Origin of the sequence: Methylobacterium planeticum (assembly GCF_008806345.1) — a bacterium.
In the GTDB taxonomy this organism is placed as follows: Bacteria; Pseudomonadota; Alphaproteobacteria; order Rhizobiales; family Beijerinckiaceae; genus Methylobacterium; species Methylobacterium planeticum.
In genome coordinates this window covers 279,632-296,731 of record NZ_VZZJ01000003.1, presented here as the reverse complement: position 1 = coordinate 296,731, position 17,100 = coordinate 279,632, and the positions used below count along the sequence as shown (strand labels likewise).

General features: G+C 71.5%; 16 protein-coding genes. 13 read left to right on the top strand and 3 right to left on the bottom strand.

Annotated features, from left to right (window positions below; genetic code table 11):
• The first annotated feature begins 30 nt into the window (after positions 1-30).
• From cobU to F6X51_RS05130, 4 genes are all read left to right on the top strand, one after another.
• Positions 31-540: a bifunctional adenosylcobinamide kinase/adenosylcobinamide-phosphate guanylyltransferase gene (cobU, locus tag F6X51_RS05145; protein ID WP_150962238.1), complete on the top strand. Its 510-nt coding sequence runs from the start codon at positions 31-33 to the stop codon at positions 538-540.
• Complete coding sequence (cobO, locus tag F6X51_RS05140; protein WP_246696627.1) at positions 537-1,148, top strand: cob(I)yrinic acid a,c-diamide adenosyltransferase; 612 nt, start codon at positions 537-539, stop codon at positions 1,146-1,148. Before cobU ends, cobO begins: the two co-directional genes overlap by 4 nt.
• 115 nt (positions 1,149-1,263) lie before the next feature.
• The gene (locus tag F6X51_RS05135) at positions 1,264-2,715 is read left to right on the top strand and encodes a cobyric acid synthase (protein ID WP_191970013.1); all 1,452 of its coding nucleotides are present in this window, start codon (positions 1,264-1,266) and stop codon (positions 2,713-2,715) included.
• Positions 2,716-3,257: 542 nt separating this feature from the next.
• Positions 3,258-4,163 (top strand): methyltransferase domain-containing protein, encoded by a 906-nt coding sequence (locus F6X51_RS05130; RefSeq protein ID WP_150962142.1) that lies wholly within the window; start codon positions 3,258-3,260, stop codon positions 4,161-4,163.
• Positions 4,164-4,190: 27 nt separating this feature from the next.
• Here F6X51_RS05130 and cbiB read toward each other — a convergent pair whose 3' ends face one another.
• The gene (gene cbiB, locus F6X51_RS05125; protein ID WP_150962141.1) at positions 4,191-5,195 is read right to left on the bottom strand and encodes an adenosylcobinamide-phosphate synthase CbiB; all 1,005 of its coding nucleotides are present in this window, start codon (positions 5,193-5,195) and stop codon (positions 4,191-4,193) included.
• Here cbiB and cobD point away from each other — a divergent pair.
• A complete protein-coding gene (gene cobD, locus F6X51_RS05120; protein ID WP_150962140.1) occupies positions 5,172-6,215 on the top strand; it encodes a threonine-phosphate decarboxylase CobD in 1,044 nt (347 codons plus the stop codon). The two genes, cbiB and cobD, sit on opposite strands and share 24 nt — an antisense overlap.
• A gap of 3 nt (positions 6,216-6,218) precedes the next feature.
• On the opposite strand, the gene F6X51_RS05115 is transcribed toward cobD, so the two are convergent.
• A complete protein-coding gene (locus F6X51_RS05115) occupies positions 6,219-7,394 on the bottom strand; it encodes an MFS transporter (protein WP_150962139.1) in 1,176 nt (391 codons plus the stop codon).
• Between the two features lie 336 nt (positions 7,395-7,730).
• On the opposite strand from F6X51_RS05115, the gene F6X51_RS05110 reads away from it, so the two are divergent.
• From F6X51_RS05110 to F6X51_RS05085, 6 genes are all read left to right on the top strand, one after another.
• On the top strand, positions 7,731-7,934 hold the full coding sequence (locus F6X51_RS05110; protein WP_150962138.1) for a hypothetical protein: 204 nt from the start codon (positions 7,731-7,733) through the stop codon (positions 7,932-7,934).
• Positions 7,935-8,077: 143 nt separating this feature from the next.
• Positions 8,078-9,487 (top strand): malonyl-CoA decarboxylase, encoded by a 1,410-nt coding sequence (locus F6X51_RS05105; protein ID WP_150962137.1) that lies wholly within the window; start codon positions 8,078-8,080, stop codon positions 9,485-9,487.
• 43 nt (positions 9,488-9,530) lie between these two features.
• Positions 9,531-11,051 (top strand): malonate--CoA ligase, encoded by a 1,521-nt coding sequence (locus F6X51_RS05100; protein ID WP_150962136.1) that lies wholly within the window; start codon positions 9,531-9,533, stop codon positions 11,049-11,051.
• A 124-nt stretch (positions 11,052-11,175) separates the two neighbouring features.
• Positions 11,176-12,333 (top strand): YihY/virulence factor BrkB family protein, encoded by a 1,158-nt coding sequence (locus F6X51_RS05095; RefSeq protein ID WP_150962135.1) that lies wholly within the window; start codon positions 11,176-11,178, stop codon positions 12,331-12,333.
• Between the two features lie 78 nt (positions 12,334-12,411).
• Complete coding sequence (gene msrB, locus F6X51_RS05090) at positions 12,412-12,843, top strand: peptide-methionine (R)-S-oxide reductase MsrB (protein WP_150962134.1); 432 nt, start codon at positions 12,412-12,414, stop codon at positions 12,841-12,843.
• Between the two features lie 271 nt (positions 12,844-13,114).
• A complete protein-coding gene (locus tag F6X51_RS05085) occupies positions 13,115-14,056 on the top strand; it encodes a CYTH domain-containing protein (RefSeq protein WP_150962133.1) in 942 nt (313 codons plus the stop codon).
• 37 nt (positions 14,057-14,093) lie between these two features.
• Here F6X51_RS05085 and F6X51_RS05080 read toward each other — a convergent pair whose 3' ends face one another.
• A complete protein-coding gene (locus tag F6X51_RS05080; protein WP_322098519.1) occupies positions 14,094-14,522 on the bottom strand; it encodes a L,D-transpeptidase in 429 nt (142 codons plus the stop codon).
• Between the two features lie 225 nt (positions 14,523-14,747).
• On the opposite strand from F6X51_RS05080, the gene F6X51_RS05075 reads away from it, so the two are divergent.
• Positions 14,748-16,142 (top strand): dicarboxylate/amino acid:cation symporter, encoded by a 1,395-nt coding sequence (locus F6X51_RS05075; RefSeq protein WP_150962132.1) that lies wholly within the window; start codon positions 14,748-14,750, stop codon positions 16,140-16,142.
• Between the two features lie 7 nt (positions 16,143-16,149).
• Entirely contained in the window at positions 16,150-17,061 is a 912-nt protein-coding gene (locus F6X51_RS05070; RefSeq protein WP_246696626.1) for an ROK family protein, read from the top strand.
• The last annotated feature ends 39 nt before the right edge of the window (positions 17,062-17,100 follow it).

The following is a 17,100-nucleotide window of genomic DNA, read 5'->3' as shown; positions in this document are numbered from 1 at the left end:
GGAGCGTCCATGCGGCACTCCCCGTTCCGGATGACCCTGGTGCTCGGCGGCGCGCGCTCGGGCAAGAGCGCCTACGCGGAGGCGCTGATCGAGGCCGAGCCCGGGCCCTGGCTCTACCTCGCCACCGCCCAGGCCTGGGACGAGGAGATGCGGGCGCGCATCGCCCTGCACCGGGCCCGGCGCCCGGAGGGCTGGATCACCCGGGACGTGCCGATGGACCTCGCCGAGGCCCTGCGCCTGTCGGCCGGCCCGGTCCTGGTCGATTGCCTCACCCTCTGGCTCACCAACCTGATCCTGGCCGAGGCCGACGTGCCGGCCGCGGGCGCGGCCCTGGCCGGGGCCTGCGCGGCGGCGCCGGGGCCGGTCGTCCTCGTCTCGAACGAGGTCGGCCTCGGCATCGTGCCCGAGAACGCCCTCGCCCGCCGCTTCCGCGACGAGGCCGGGCGCCTGCACCAGCGCCTCGCCGCGCGCGCCGACCGCGTCGTCCTCACGGTGGCGGGCCTGCCCCTCGTCGTGAAACCCCCCGGAGGAACCCCGTGAGCACCGAGACGAGCGACGCCGCGCGCCACCGCGAGAAGATGGAGAAGCGCAAGGCCGTGCAGGATGCCGAGGTGGCGGCCAGGACGATCGAGAAGGGCCTGCTCATCGTCAATACCGGCCCCGGCAAGGGCAAGACCACGGCGGCGCTCGGCCTCGCGCTCCGGGCCCTCGGGCGCGGCCGGCGCGTCGGCGTGGTGCAGTTCATCAAGGGCGGCTGGGACACGGGCGAGAAGCACGCCCTCGCGGCCTTCGGGGACAGGGTGTCCTGGCACACGATGGGCGAGGGCTTCACCTGGGAGACGCAGGACAAGGCCCGCGACATCGCCGCCTGCCGCGAGGCCTGGGCCAAGGCGCTGGAACTGATGGCCGACGCGCGCATCGGCCTCGTCCTCCTCGACGAGCTCAACATCGCGCTGCGCTACGACTATCTCGACCTCGACGCCGTGGTGGGCGCGCTCCGGGCCCGGCGCCCCGGCCTCCACGTCGTGGTCACCGGCCGCAACGCCAAGCCGGCCCTGATCGAGGCCGCCGACCTCGTCACCGAGATGGGCAACGTCAAGCACCACTTCTCCGCCGGCGTGAAGGCGCAGGAGGGGATCGAGTTCTGATGGCCCCCGAGGCGCCGGCGCGCAGGCGCGCCCCCCGCCGCGGCCCGGCGGGTCCTTTCATGAGCTTCTTCGCATGAGCTTCTTCGCATGAGCTTCGTCGCATGAGCTTCGTCACATGACCCGCGCCCTGATGATCCAGGGCACCGGCTCCGACGTCGGCAAGTCGCTGATCGTCGCGGGGCTCGCCCGCGCCTTCACCCGGCGGGGCCTGCGGGTGCGCCCGTTCAAGCCGCAGAACATGTCGAACAACGCCGCCGTGACGGGGGATGGCGGCGAGATCGGGCGGGCGCAGGCGCTGCAGGCGCGGGCCGCCGGGGTGGCGCCCTGCGTCCACATGAACCCGGTCCTGCTCAAGCCCCAGAGCGAGGTCGGCGCGCAGGTGGTGGTGCAGGGCCGCATGGTCGCGACCGTGAAGGCGCGCGACTACCAGGCCTGGAAGCCGCGCCTGATGGGCGCCGTGCTGGAGAGCTTCTCGCGGCTTCGGGCCGAGGCCGACCTCGTGCTGGTCGAGGGGGCGGGCTCGGCCTCCGAGGTGAACCTGCGGGCCGGCGACATCGCCAATATGGGATTCGCCCGCGCCACCGGCACGCCGGTCGTCCTCGTCGGCGACATCGACCGGGGGGGCGTCATCGCGAGCCTCATCGGCACAAAGGTCGTGATCGACCCGGCGGATGCGGCGATGATCCGCGGGTTCCTGGTCAACCGCTTCCGCGGCGACCCGAGCCTGTTCGCGGACGGGATGGCGCTGATCGCGCGGCGCACCGGCTGGGAGGCCCTCGGCCTCGTGCCCCACTTCCCCGACGCGGCGCGGCTCCCGGCCGAGGACGTGCTCGGCCTCGCGGGCTCGGCCGGGGGCGCCACGGTGGTGGCCGTGCCGGTGCTGCCGCACATCGCCAATTTCGACGACCTCGACCCCCTCCGCGCCGAGCCCGGCCTCTCGGTCGTGCTGGTCCGGGCCGGCATGGCGATCCCGGGCGACGCCGCCCTGGTGCTGCTGCCCGGCTCGAAGACCACCATCGACGACCTCGACGTCCTGCGGGCGCAGGGCTGGGACCTCGACATCCGGGCGCATCTGCGCCGGGGCGGCCGGGTGCTCGGACTCTGCGGCGGCTACCAGATGCTCGGCCGGACCCTGAGCGACCCGCACGGGATCGAGGGCGAGCCCCGCACCGTGCCGGGCCTCGGCCTCCTCGACGTCGAGACCGCGATGACGCCCCTCAAGCGCCTGGAGGCGGTGTCCGGCACGAGCCTGCCCGACGGCGTGCCCTTCCGCGGCTACGAGATGCATGTGGGCGACACGGCGGGCCCGGACGCCGCCCGCCCGCTGCTGCGCTTCGGCGACGGCCGCCCCGACGGGGCGGTCTCGGCGGATGGCCGCGTCGCCGGCACCTACGTGCACGGCCTCTTCGCCGACGACCGCCAGCGCGCCGCCTGGCTGGCGCGCCTCGGCACCGCGGCGACCGGGGCCTCCTACGAGGCCGGCATCGAGGCCGCCCTCGACGGCCTCGCCCGCCACCTCGAGGCGCATGTCGATTGCGACCGCCTGCTCGCCCTCGCGGCGGGCTGAGGGCGGCCCCGGGGCCTTCACGCCACCGGTGTCGGACCAAGCAGGGGCAGCACGCCGCGCCCCCTCTCCCGTGCGGGAGAGGTTTGCCCGCGGAAGCGGGCTGGGGTGAGGGGTGCGCGCTCTCCGGAGAGGTCGCACCCCTCACCCGGTCGGCTGGCGCCGACTCGACCTCTCCCGGACGGGAGAGGTGAGGCGCCGCCGTCCGCGTCATGCCATGCGGTTGGATCTGGCGCGGGTGGCGCGACGCGCTCCCTCTCCCGGACGGGAGAGGTGGGTGCACCACCCTCCGCGTCATGCCAGGCCGTTGGATCTGGCGCGGGCGGGGCGCACCGTCCGCGCCATCGGGTCCGCGATGGCTGAGCACAATCGCCGATTGCGATGATCGGATTCAGGAAACCGAAAGGCCTGGCGCGCCTCTGATCGTCCTTAGCCGTCGCGGGCGGACGAGGGGCGTCGGGCGCACCTCGTTCCGGATCATCCCCCGGGATGCGATCCGGGATGTCCGGTCGAGGGCACGGGGTGTCGACGTCGGGGTGAGGTGGATGAGGGACGAGGCGCGTCATCTCGGCATGTCCGTGCTGGGACTTGCTTTTCTGGGTGTGGCCTGGACCAAGGAACAGCTTCGCGGATACGCCCCCGATCGCCTGCCGAAGACCGATGCCGAGGGGCGCATCGCCTACCTCCTGAACGTGTTCGCGTCGCTGCGCCGCTTCCTGCCGGAGGGAACCGACCTGCGCGGCCGGGACGTGCTCGAGGTCAGCCCGGGGGCCTCCCGAGGCAACGGCGCCCTGTTCCTGGCGATGGGCGCCCGGTCCTACCACGCCATCGACGTGTTCGGCCTCGCCGCCGGCGAGGACCCCGCGCTCTACGGGCGCCTGCTCGACCGCTTCGGCGAGACCGCGGACGCCCCCGCCGGCTGCGCCGCCGACTTCGCCGCCGATCTGGCCCGGGCCCGCGCCCTGACGGCGGGGGGCCCGTCCGAGGCCTTCAGCTACGCGGTCGGCCGCAGCTTCGACATCCCGGCCCTGGCGGACGGCCGGGACTTCGACCTGATCGTCAGCTGCGCCGCCTTCGAGCATTACGACGACGTCCCGGGCGCCATCGCGGGGTTGACCCGGGTCGCGCGGCCGGGCTGCGTCACCGCCCACATCATCGACATGCAGACCCATTCCCGCTGGATCCGCGAGCACGACCCCAACAACATCTACCGCTACCCCGAGGCGCTCTACCGCGTCTTCGCCTGCCCCGGTCAGCCGAACCGGAAGCGCCCCGTGGACTACGTCCGGGGCTTCGAGGCGCAGGGCTGGCGCGACGTCCGGTTCGAGCCCGCGCGGACGATCGCCCCGGCGCTGCGCAAAGCCTCGCTCACCGGGCTGGCCGCCCCCTTCGACGACCCCGCCATGGCGATGACGGTGCTCGACGGCGCCCTGACGGCGCGCCGGCCCTGAGGGGCGCGGCGCCCCGCCCGACCCGCCTCAGGCGCCCGCCAGCAGGAAGCCCGCGCCCGCCAAGGCGGCGGCGATCCCGAGCAGAAGCGCGCAGGCGGTGCGGTAGAGCGCGAGCGCTCCCTCGACATCGGCGGGGCCGGCCTCGGCCCGCCCGTCGCCCATCCAGGCATCCGCCACCCGGGTCCCGCCATAGACCCGGGGACCGGCGAGCCGCAGCCCGAGGGCGCCGGCCATCGCGGCCTCGGGCCAGCCGGCATTCGGCGAGCGGTGGCGCCCCGCATCCCGCGAGACCGCCCGGTGCGCCGCCCGCGCCGAGGCGCCCCGGTGGAGCGCCGCCGCCGCCACGATCAGCGCCGCCGAGAGCCGGGAGGCCGGCAGGTTCACGAGGTCGTCGAGGCGGGCCGCGGCCCAGCCGAAGGCCTCGTGGCGCGGGGTGCGGTGGCCGATCATGCTGTCGGCGGTGTTGATGCCCTTGTAGAGGGCGCCCCCGGGCAGGCCCCCGAGCCCGATCCAGAACGCGGGCGCCACGATGCCGTCCGAGAAGTTCTCGGCCAGGCTCTCGATCGCGGCCCGGCAGATGCCGGCCTCGTCGAGGGTCTCGGGGTCGCGCCCGACGATCATGGCGACCGCCCGGCGCCCGCCGGCGAGGCCGCCGCCCCGCAGGTCCCGGGCGACCCGGGCGACGTGGTCGTGCAGGCTTCGCTGAGCCGGCAGCCCGGCGCACATGAGCCCGACGAGGAGGAGGCCGGCCACCGGCCCGGCGAGCCCCGCCGCGGCCGTCAGGGCGAGCGCGGCCCCGCCCACGGCGGCGATCAGGACCCCGAGCGCCAGCACGCCCTTGCGCTTGCGAGCCCGCGCCCCGCCCCGGTTCAGCCCGGCCTCGAGGGCGGCGATCCCCCGGCCGATCCAGGTGACAGGATGCCCGGCCGCCCTGTAGAGCGCGTCCGGATAGCCGGCCGCCGCCTCGATCGCGAGGGCGAGGGCCAGGGCAGCGAGCGTGTCGGGCGGATGGAAGAGGGCGGTCCAGGACATCTGATCTCGCTATCGGCGGATCCGGCCGGGGCCGGCCCCCCGGCGCCGATCGCGCACGGGGGCGACCTCGACGCGGCGCGGCGCCTGTTCCCCGGCGCGCCGGAGCCCTGGCTCGACCTGTCGACGGGGATCAACCCGGTCCCCTATCCCTGTCCGCCGCTGGAGGCCAGCCTGTTCCGGCGCCTGCCCTCGGGCGCCGACCACGCCGCCCTGCGCGCCGCCGCCGCCGCCGCCTATGGCTGCGCGCCCGATGCGGTCGTGCCGGCCCCGGGGACCCAGATCCTGATCGAGACGATCCCGCGGCTTCTGCAACCGAAGCGTGTAGCGGTCGTCGGACCCACCTATGCCGAGCATCAGGCGGCCTGGATCCGGGGCGGCCACGCCGTCGCGGCGGTGCCGGATCTCGGGGCGGCCGGGGATGCGGCGGTGATCGTCGTCGTCAATCCGAACAACCCGGACGGATTGGTGCACTCCGTTCATGATTTGTTCAATGCGGCGGAGCGCCTGGCGGCGCGCGGCGGCTTCCTCGTGGTGGACGAGGCCTTCGCGGATCTGGAGCCGATCCGGAGCCTCGCCCCGCGGCTCCGGCCCGGCCTCGTCGTGCTGCGCTCCTTCGGAAAGACCTACGGGCTCGCCGGGATCCGCCTCGGCTTCGCGCTGGCCGAGGCCGCCCTCGCGGACCGGATCGCGGCCGCCCTCGGGCCCTGGGCGGTCTCGGGCCCGGCGCTGGCGATCGGCCGCGCCGCCCTCGCGGACGCGCCCTGGCGCCGCGCCGCCGCCGCCGCCCGGCAGGCCGACGCCGCCCGCCTCGACCGCCTGATCGCCCGCGCGGGGGGCCGGGTCGCGGGCGGCACGGCGCTCTTCCGCACGGCCGATTTCCCGAACGGAATCAACCTGTTCCGCCGCCTCGGCGAGGCCGGGATCTACGTCCGCCGCTTCGAATCCGCCCCGGACCGCCTGCGCTTCGGCCTGCCCGCCGACAAGGCGCAATGGTGCCGGCTGTCGCGGATCCTGCGCTGAGTCTCAGGCCCTGGCCGGGTGCCTGTCGCGCAGCGCCACCAGCGAGGCGAGCCCCGCCAGGACGAGCCCCACGGTGCAGACGCCGGGCCAGCCGACGAGCAGGTAGGCCTGCGATCCCGCATAGGCCCCGAGCGCCCCGAACACGAACATCACGGTGAACAGCACCGTGTTGATGCGCCCCCGCGCCCCCGGCACCAGCGCGTAGGCCCGGGTCTGGTTGGCGATCAGCGCCCCGTTCAGGCCGATATCGATCAGCAGCACCCCGATCACCACCGCGGCGAGCGACCCCCCGGCGGCGAACCAAAGCACTGTAAATGCAGCGAAAACCATCAGGCTGCCGCCGAGCACCACCGGCCGCGCCCCCCGCCGGTCGGTGAAGCGCCCCGAGAGCGGGGCCACGAAGGCGCCCGCCACCCCGATGACGCCGAACAGCCCGGCCCCGGCCGCTGTGAGGTCGAATGGCGGCGCCTCGACGAGGAGCGCCAGCGTCGCCCAGAACGCGTTGAAGCCCGCGAACAGCAGCGCCTGCGACAGGCTCGCGGTCCGCAGCACCGGCTGCGTCCGCGCGAGGTAGAGGATCGACAGCATCAGGGCGCGGTAGCGCAGGGGCTTCGTCCGGGGCGTGCGCGGCAGGGTCGCGGCGGCGATGCCCGCCATGGCCAGCGCCACGCCGGCGGCCGCGAAGAACACCGCCCGCCAGCCGAACTGCGCCCCGACGAGGCCGCTCACCGTGCGGGCGAGCAGGATGCCGGTGAGGAGGCCCGTCATCACCTGCCCGACGATCCGTCCCCGGCTCGCATCCGGCGCCAGTTCCGCCGCGAACGGCACGGCCTGCTGCGCCGCCGAGGCCAGGATGCCGATGACGAGGCTCGACAGGGCCAGGAGGGGGAGGTTGGGGCTCGCACCCGCCAGGAGCAGGGCGAGGCCGAGGCCGAGCAGCTGTCCCATGATGAGGCTGCGCCGCGGCAGGCTGTCGCCGAGCGGCACGAGGCCGAGGATGCCGAGCCCGTAGCCGACGAGGCACGCCGTCGGCACCCAGAGGGCTGCCCGGTCGCCGAACTCCGCCACCAGCAATCCGAGCAGGGGCTGATTGTAGTAGATGTTGGCGACCGCGCCGCCCGCGATCAGCGTCAGGCCGAGGCGGGCCCGGGCGGTCAGACCGTCTCCGGCGATGCTCATGCGGCGGTCCCCGGGGTCGACGGGCGAGCAGGTGGCATCGGCATGGGGCTGGCGGCTCGGCTTCTCGGGGCGGGGCTTCCGCCTAGGCCGCGCCCCGGCGCTTTGGCAACCACCCAAGGCCCATCGGGGCTAACGGGCGCCGATTCCGGGGCAGGCTTTCAATATCCGGGAGCGATCCCCATATCGTCCGGGAGGCTGCGCGTGGAGAGACCGCTCGCGCATCCCGTGACAGGCCCTTGGAAACCTTGCGGTTTCAGGGTTTCATCGGACCCCGGCAGGCGCTCGTCACCGATTCGCCGCCGCAGCTCGGTCTCGTGACACATCAGGGAGTTCCGCATGCAGAACTACCGCGTTCATTTCGCCAAGCAGATCCTCGGTGTGCCGTTCACGGTCGGCTCCGTCGGAATCCAGCGGGCGCGCGATCCCGAGCGGGCGCGCCGCGCCGCGGAACTGCGCTTCGCCCGGCAGCACGGCGTCGAGGATTGGCGCGAGCGCGCCGACCATTCGGAGATCGAGGCCTCGGGCGGCGAGCGCGCCTGACGCGCATGCGTCTCGCGCAGGCGGGACCGAGCGGCAGCCTCTGGTCCCGGCGGCCCTAGCGCCTTAAACTGCGAAGCTGACGGTCCCGGACTTGCGGGGCGGTGTCTCACACCGGCGGGCGGCGAAGGAGCGGACGGCGTTTCATGGCGGCGATCTCTTTCTTCGGTGACCTTCTCCAGACCATCAGCGACCGCGGACGAGACCTGATCAGCTTCGGGCGAGGCGACATCGCCGCCCGGGCCAATCCGTCCGAACTGGTCCGGTTCTGCGACGACCTGATCTCCCGGCGCGGCGAGGCTTCCGGCGTCGCCCTCGCGCGCCTGATCCTCGATCGTTACGCGAGCTTCCCGAAATCCGAGCGCCTCGCCTTCCTGCGGCTGATCGCACAGGAATTCGACGCCGATCACGACGCAGTCGAAGCGGCCATCGCGGCCTACCGCTCGGACCCGACGCGGGCCCGGCTCGGACGTCTCCACGGGGCGGCCGAGCCCCGCAGCCAGGAATTGATCCGGCGTCTCAACCTCGCGCGCGACGGGACGCTCGCCCTCGTGCGGATGCGCGAGGACCTGTTCGACCTGCGCAACGTCCTGCGCGCCGAGGAGGATGCGGATTCCGACCTGATCGACGCGGTCGACAGCCTCGACGGCGACTTCGAGCACCTGTTCGCCTCCTGGTTCAACAGGGGGTTCCTGGTGTTGCGCCACATCGACTGGACCACGCCGGCGCATATCCTCGAGAAGATCATCCGCTACGAAGCGGTGCACGAGATCCAGGGCTGGGACGACCTGCGGCGGCGCATCGAGCCGACCGACCGGCGCTGCTTCGCCTTCTTTCATCCGGCCCTGGCCGACGAGCCGCTGATCTTCGTCGAGGTCGCGCTGACCGGTGCGATCGCGCCCGCCATCACGCCGATCCTTGCCCACGAGCGCGAGCTGCAGTCCCTGCGGGCGGCCACCACGGCGGTGTTCTACTCGATCTCGAACTGCCAGAAGGGCTTGGCCGGCGTCACGTTCGGCAACTTCCTGATCAAGCAGGTGGTCGAAGACCTCGCCCGCGAGATTTCGAGCCTGAAGACCTTCGTGACCCTCTCGCCGGTGCCGGGCTTCGCCCGCTGGCTCGACCGCGAGCGCCGGGCCGACGCGCCGCAGGGGCTGACGCGGGAGGATGTCGAGGCTCTGCGCCTGATCGACGAGGGCGATTGGCCCCACGACAAGGCCAAGTGCGAGGCCGTCCGCAAGGCCCTGCTGCCGGCGGCGGCGGCCTACTTCCTGCGCGCCAAGAACGAGCGCGGCCGGCCCCTCGACCCGGTCGCCCGCTTCCATCTCGGCAACGGCGCCCGGCTGGAGCGCCTGAATTTCCTCGGCGACACCTCGCCGAAGGGGCTCAAGCAATCCTACGGCCTGATGGTGAACTACCTCTACGATCTCTCGGCGATCGAGAAGAACCACGAGACCTACGCCAACCTCGGCACGGTCGCGGCTTCGGGCACCGTGAGCCGCGAGCTTCGCGCGAATCTGCCGCCCCCGCGCGCCGTGGTGCTTGCCGAGGCGTGAAGCTCTCGTCAAAAAAACGGCCGGTGTGCTAAGGGCCGCGCGCATGAGCAACCACCTCTTCGATCTCGTGCGGGGCAATCTCCCCGCCGATCCGGCAGCCAAGGCCTTCATCGAGACACCAGAGGGCCGGCGCTACAGCTACGCGGATCTGCTCGCGCGATCCGGCGCCTACGCGAGCGCCCTGGCGGCGCTCGGCGTGAGGACGGGCGACCGCGTCGCCGTGCAGGTCGACAAGAGCCCGGAGGTGATCTTCCTTTATCTCGGCGCCGTCCGGGCGGGCGCGATCTTCCTGCCGCTGAACACGGCCTATACGGGGCCCGAGATCGCGTATTTCCTCGCGGACGCGGAGCCGGCCCTGTTCGTCTGCGATCCCGCCAAGCGCGAGGCCCTGACCGAGGTGGCGGCCCGGGCCGGCGTGGCGCAGGTGCGCACCCTCGGGGGGGACGGGCACGGCACCATGGCGGAGGCGGCCGACACGGCCGCGACCGACGTCGCGGACGTCGCGCGCGGACCGGACGACCTCGCGGCCATCCTCTACACATCGGGCACGACCGGGCGCTCGAAGGGCGCGATGCTCTCCCACGAGAACCTCGCCTCGAATACCCGGACCCTCGTCGATGTCTGGCGTTTCACGGCGGACGACGTGCTGATCCACGCCTTGCCGGTGTTCCACACCCACGGGCTGTTCGTGGCGACCAACATCGTGCTGGCGACGGGGGCCACGATGCTGTTCCTGCCGAGGCTCGACGCCAAGCAGATCCTCGGTTTGATGCCGCGCGCCACGACCCTGATGGGCGTGCCGACCTTCTACACGCGGTTGCTGAAGGAGCCCGGCTTGTCGCGCGAGGCCGCGGCCCACATGCGCCTGTTCATCTCGGGCTCCGCCCCGCTCCTCGCCGAGACCCATCGCGAGTGGGAGGCCCGCACCGGCCACGCGATCCTCGAGCGCTACGGCATGACCGAGACCAACATGAGCACCTCGAACCCCTACGAGGGCGCCCGGATCGCCGGCACGGTCGGCTTCCCCTTGCCGGACGTGGCCCTGCGCGTCGTCGACCCGGAGACCGGCGCGGCCCTGGGGGCCGGCGAGGTCGGTATGATCGAGGTGAAGGGCCCGAACGTCTTCCAGGGGTACTGGCGCATGCCGGAGAAGACGGCCTCGGAGTTCAAGGCGGACGGGTTCTTCATCACGGGCGACCTCGGCAAGGCCGACCCGGATGGCTACGTGCACATCGTCGGGCGCGGCAAGGACCTGATCATCACCGGGGGCTTCAACGTCTACCCGAAAGAGATCGAGACCGAGATCGATGCCCTGCCGGGCATCGTCGAATCCGCCGTGATCGGCATCCCGCACGCCGATTTCGGGGAAGGGGTCACGGCGATCGTGGTGGCCGGCGCGGGCGCGCCCGACGAGGCCGCGATCCTGTCGCATCTCGAGGGCCGGCTCGCCCGGTTCAAGCTGCCGAAGCGGGTCCTGTTCGCCGACGATCTTCCGCGCAACGCCATGGGCAAGGTGCAGAAGAACCTCCTGCGCGAGGCCCATGCACAGCTTTATCGGGGTTGATTCGCCGCGGCCGCGTTGCCACGCGCGCGCACTGCGGGAAGGATGATCGGAACAGCGCGCCCGTACTGACGTTTGTGCTGCCGCGCCCGCATTGCGGCGCAGCCTCCCCTGGTTCGGTTCCTTCATGCCGTCGTCTCCCTCCCGCACGCCCGATCCGCAGCCCGACGGGGGGGCCCGCGCGATCCTGTGGACGCTGTTCCTCGGCTCGGCGCTGATCGCGCTCGCCGCCGCCCCGAAGCGCGCGCGGGGGATGCCGGGCCCTGAGCCCGAACCGGTCGGCGCCGGCAACGGAGGCGCGCGTTCGCATTCGGGCCGCTCCGCGGAACTCGTCGCCGCCACGCAGGCCAACCGGGGCCGAGCCGCCGAGAGTCCGACCGAGATCACCGGCTCCGGCTGGAAGGACATCGCCGTCCGGGTCTACCTGGAATTCAACAAGGACCGGGTCCTCTCCGTCGCCGCGGGCGTCACCTTCTACACCCTGCTGTCCCTGTTCCCCGCCCTGGCGGCTCTGGTGACGAGTTACGGCCTCTTCGCCGACGTCAACGTCATCAACGAGCATCTCTCGGCCATGCAGGGCGTGCTGCCGTCCGGCGCCATCGAGATCATCGGCGAGCAGGTCAAGCGCATCGCCGCCAAGGGGGGAGGCACCCTCGGGATCACCTTCTTCACCAGCCTGCTGATCTCGCTCTGGAGCGCCAATGCCGCCATGAAGGCGATGTTCGATGCGCTCAACGTCGTCTACGAGGAGGAGGAGAAGCGCTCCTTCGTGATGCTGAACCTGCGCTCCCTCGCCTTCACGGGCGGGGCGCTCCTGTTCATCATCTTCGCGCTGACCTCGATCGTGGTCCTGCCCGTCGTCTTCAAGTTCGTCGGGATCAGCGATGCGGCGTGGTTCATCGCGCTCCTGCGCTGGCCGGCGATGATGCTGGTGCTGCTCGGTGGCCTTTCCGTCCTCTACCGCTACGGCCCGAGCCGCGAACGTGCACGCTGGCGCTGGGTCGGGACCGGGAGCGCGGTGGCTTGCCTTCTCTGGTTCATCGCCTCGCTGCTCTTCTCCTGGTACGTGGCAAGCTTCGGCAACTACAACGAGACCTACGGGTCGCTCGGCGCCGTGATCGGCTTCATGACCTGGATCTGGATCTCGGCCACGATCGTGCTCATGGGCGGCGAGATCAACGCGGAGATGGAGCATCAGACCGCCAAGGACACGACGACCGGGCCGGCCCTGCCGATGGGGGATCGTGAGGCCCGGATGGCCGACACGGTCGGCGCGGCGGCGTGACCTGCCGCCGCCGGGTGAGGTCGCGCCGAGCCGCCGGCGTCACCATATGGGGCTGATCGATAGCAGACGGAGGAACCGATGGCCGAACGGAATGCCGGCGCGTCAGCCGAGACCCGCACCGAGCGCGAATGGCGCGAGACGCTGACTCCCGAGCAGTACCGGGTCCTGCGCGAGCACGGGACCGAGCGCGCGGGAACGAGTTGCCTCCTGGCCGAGAAGCGCCCGGGCACCTTCACCTGCGCCGGCTGCGGGACGCCGCTCTTCGTCACCGGGACCAAGTTCGAGTCCCGCACCGGCTGGCCGAGCTTCTTCGAGCCCCTCGAGGGCGCGGTCGAGACGAATGTCGATCGCAGCCATTGGATGGTGCGCACGGAAGTCCATTGCGCCCATTGCAAGGGCCATCTCGGCCACGTCTTCGACGATGGTCCGCCCCCCACCGGCCTGCGTTACTGCATGAACGGCGTCGCGCTGGCCTTCAAGCCGAAGGGCAACGAGCCCGGTGGTGGATGATGGGGAAAGCCCGCGGGTGAGCGGTGTCATTTCGCACGTGGTCTTGATTTCGACGCCTTTTTGCTTAGTCCCTGTTTGACCTGAGGCCCCAGCGGCTCTCCGGCCCGAGGATTTGGCGGGGCGGAATGAAGATCTTGTCCCGTGACGGCGAGGCTATTCGTCGTCCTGTCGACAATCCTCATGTCCGGCCTTGGGCTCGAAGTCACGACGGCAGAATGCGTCCGCTCCCATGGCCCGTGGGCCGGGACGGGCGATTGCGCGGAGGTAGAGTATGAGCGTCGTTCGGCGGTTTCTCGTGGCACCGGCCCTGGTGCGTCTGATCCGCAAGGAACGCGGTGGATCCCGCATCACCGAGGGTTACTTCGCCCCCCAGGCGGGCCGCACCTCCTTCGTGCGCGTGGACGGGCAGCAATGCCACCTCGTCCTGGTGACCGCAGGTGCCGACGGGTCTTCCAGCGAGGAGCGAACCGACGTGCCGCGTGCCCACGGCGACGCGCTCCTCGACGTCTGCAGCGGCAAGGCCGCCTATGACCGCACCACCCTGCCGGTGGCCGGCCGCGACGTGGTGATCGATCGCTACGTCAGTCCCGGCAGCCTCGATCTCGTCAGCATCACCTTCGATAATGAGAACGATGCCAACGCCTTCGTGGCCCCGGTCTGGTTCGGGCGCGAGGTCTCCTCGGATGCCGCCTACGAGCGCCACACCGTCGCACTCCAGGGCCCACCGCAAGCCGCCGAGGTCGGTCTCAGCAACGCCGCCCTCGATGCCGTGCTCGACCTGATCGAGCCGCGCTTCGGCTTCGGACGCTACGGTTCCGGCGCCAAGGCGAGCGAGGGAGGGCCCAGCCTGGGAAAGTCTGGTGAGGACGACGGCGGCGTGGTGAACGCGCTGCGTCGGATCGCCGGGAACGGTTCGGCGGCCGCGGCGCCGGCGGCAGCCGCCGTCGCGGTGGCGGCCCCCGCCGAGGTGCGTGCACCGGAGCCCGAGCCGGCGCCTGAGCCCGTACAGGCCGAGGCCGAGGCGACGCATGCCGAGCACAACGAGGCCGCCCCGGGCGATGCCCGTATCGACGACGTGATCGAGAGCTTGTCGCAGGCCCTCGGCGCCGCGATCCAGCAGCCCCAGGAGCCGGCCCACGACCAGGCCCGCGAGGACGACCCGGCCTCCGCCTTCGAGCGCTGGACCGTTCGCCCGCGTCGCAGCCAGCAGTGAGCGTGGCGGCCTGAACGGCCGCCCGAGATCCGCGGCGTCAGTTGCGGATCACCACTCGGGCTCCGCCATGCAACCGGGTCAGGCGGAACAGGGCGCGCGCGTGCCCCGGGCTGAGGCGGATGCAGCCGTGGCTCGCCCGGCGTCCGAGGTGCCCGACCGCGTAGGTTCCGTGAATGGCGTAGCCGCCGCGGAAGAACATCGCGTGCGGCATCGGCGATCCATGATATTTGCGCGAACGCCACATCGGCGCCATCAGTCCCACCCGGTAGCTGCCGTTCGGCGTGACGAAGCCCTGCCGCGCCGTCGAGACCGGCCAATCGTAGGCGAGGCTTCCGTCGACGTAGACCCGCATGCGCTGGCGCGATTGATCGATCTGCGCGAGGATCCCCGCGAAGGCCGGCGCACCGAGCGCGCAGGCGAAGATCCCACCGAGGATGGCGATTCGAAGAGCGCGCAGGGGTTGCACGGCCGGGCTCCGGTTTGTCGAAGCGCGGGATATTCCGGCGCCTCAACCTTGAGTGCGTCGAAGCGTGCCGGCGGGAAAGATTTGTTCTGGGGTCATCGACAGCTTTTGTAACACCTCGGTGAAGCCGAAATACTGAGCCCGTGTTGAGCGGCGCCGGTAACTCCGCTAGCGTCAAGACCAATTAAAGACCGGGAGGGTGCACGCACGCGTGCACGGGTGATCGACATGGCCCAGGCGACGACCCATGGAGCGACGACGGCCGCGGCTGCCCCGGCAGCCAGCGAGCCCTGGTACAAGGTCCTCTACATCCAAGTGCTGATCGCCATCGCCCTCGGCGTCGCGGTCGGCTACTTCTACCCGGAATTCGGTAAGTCCCTGAAATGGCTTGGGGATGCCTTCGTGGCGCTGATCAAGATGATGATCGCGCCGATCATCTTCTGCACCATCGTGCACGGAATCGCCTCGATCGGCGACCTGAAGAAGGTCGGCCGCGTCGGCCTCAAGGCCCTGATCTATTTCGAGGTCGTCTCTACGATCGCGCTCCTGATCGGAATCCTCGTGGGCGAGGTGGTCCAGCCGGGCGCCGGCTTCCACGCCGATCCGGCCAAGCTCGATGCCAGCAAGGTCGCGACCTATGCCAGCAAGGCTGCCGCCGATTCGACCATCGCCCACATCATGGCGCTGATCCCGAAGAGCTTCTTCGACGCCTTCGCCACCGGCGACCTGCTCCAGGTCCTGTTGATCTCGATCCTGACCGGCGTCGTCGTCACCGGCATGGGCGCGCGCGCCGCCGGCATCTCGCACGCCATCGACACCGCCGGTCAGGTCTTCTTCCGAATCATCGGCCTGATCGTGAAGCTCGCACCCATCGGTGCCTTCGGCGCCATGGCCTTCACCATCGGCGAGTACGGCATTCAGAAAGTCGTGGATCTCGCCTGGCTCGTCGGCACCTTCTACGTCACCGCGATGCTGTTCGTGATCGTGGTCCTCGGCTCGATCGCGCGCTTCGCCGGCTTCTCGATCTTCCGCTTCCTCGCCTATATCAAGGACGAATTGCTGATCGTGCTCGGCACCTCATCCTCCGAGACCGTGCTCCCGCACATCATGACGAAGATGCGTCGCCTCGGCGCCTCTGATTCGGTCGTCGGCCTCGTCATCCCGACCGGCTACTCGTTCAATCTCGACGGCACCAACATCTACATGACCCTGGCGACGCTGTTCCTCGCGCAGGCGGTCGGCGCCGACCTGTCGATCGGGCAGTACGCCACCATCATCCTCGTCGCGATGCTCACCTCGAAGGGCGCCTCGGGTGTCACCGGGGCCGGCTTCATCACCCTGGCGGCGACGCTCGCCGCCATCCCGAACAACCCGGTCCCGGTCGCTGCCATGACCCTGGTGCTCGGCATCGACAAGTTCATGTCCGAGTGCCGGGCCCTCACGAACCTCATCGGCAACGGCGTCGCCTGCGTCGTCGTCAGCCGCTGGGAAGGCGAACTCGACGTGACGAAGCTGAACGAGGTGATGGCCAACCCGATCTCGATCGGCACCCACATCTCCGACGAGTCGCCCCAGCCGATGGACACCGACAGCAGCGCCCCGAAGGTTGCGGCAGCCCAGTGACCCGCGCGTGAGCGGGGCGCCGCTGCGCCTCGGCCTCGACCTCGGCGGAACCAAGATCGCCGGGATCGTCCTCGACCACTCGGGCCAGACCCGGGCGGACGCGCGAATCGCGTCGCCGCGCGGCGATTACGCGGCGACGCTCGCTACCAGCCGCGCCCTGGTGGCGCGGCTGGAGGACGAGGCGGGGGACCGCTGCAGCGTCGGCATCGGTATGCCGGGCGCCGTCTCGCCCGCTACGGGTCTCGTCAAGAATGCGAACTCCACTTGGCTCAACGGCCGGCCCTTCGTGGCCGATCTTGCGGCAATGTTGGACCGGCCGATCCGCGCCGAGAACGATGCCAATTGCCTCGCCGTCTCGGAGGCGATCGACGGGGCGGCCTCGGGCGCGGAGATCGTCTGGGCGGTCATCCTCGGCACCGGCGTGGGATCCGGTATCGCGCTCCGGGGCCGCGCCCTGTCCGGCCGGGGTCGGATCGCGGGTGAGTGGGGTCACAATCCCCTGCCGCGCCCGCGCGACGACGAGCGTCCGGGACCGGCCTGCTATTGCGGGCGCACGGGCTGCATCGAGACCTGGCTCTCGGGTCCTGGACTCGCGGCGGACCATGCCAGGCGCACGGGCCAATGCCTGCCCGGGGAGGCGATCGTCGCGGCGACGCGGAGCGGGGATCCGGACGCCCAGGCGACCCTCGCCCTCTACGTCGAGCGGCTCGGCCGAGCGCTCGCGCATGTCGTCAACATCCTCGATCCCGACGTCATCGTGATCGGCGGCGGGCTCTCGCGCGTGCCGGAACTCCTGGAGGCCCTGCCCGGGGCGACCGCGCCGCACGTCTTCTCGGACGCCTTCGACACGCCGATCCGCGCGAGCGCGCACGGCGATGCCTCCGGTGTCCGGGGGGCCGCCTGGCTCTGGGGACGGTAAGGCACGCGCCTCAACGACGCCGTCGGCGAGAGGAGAGGC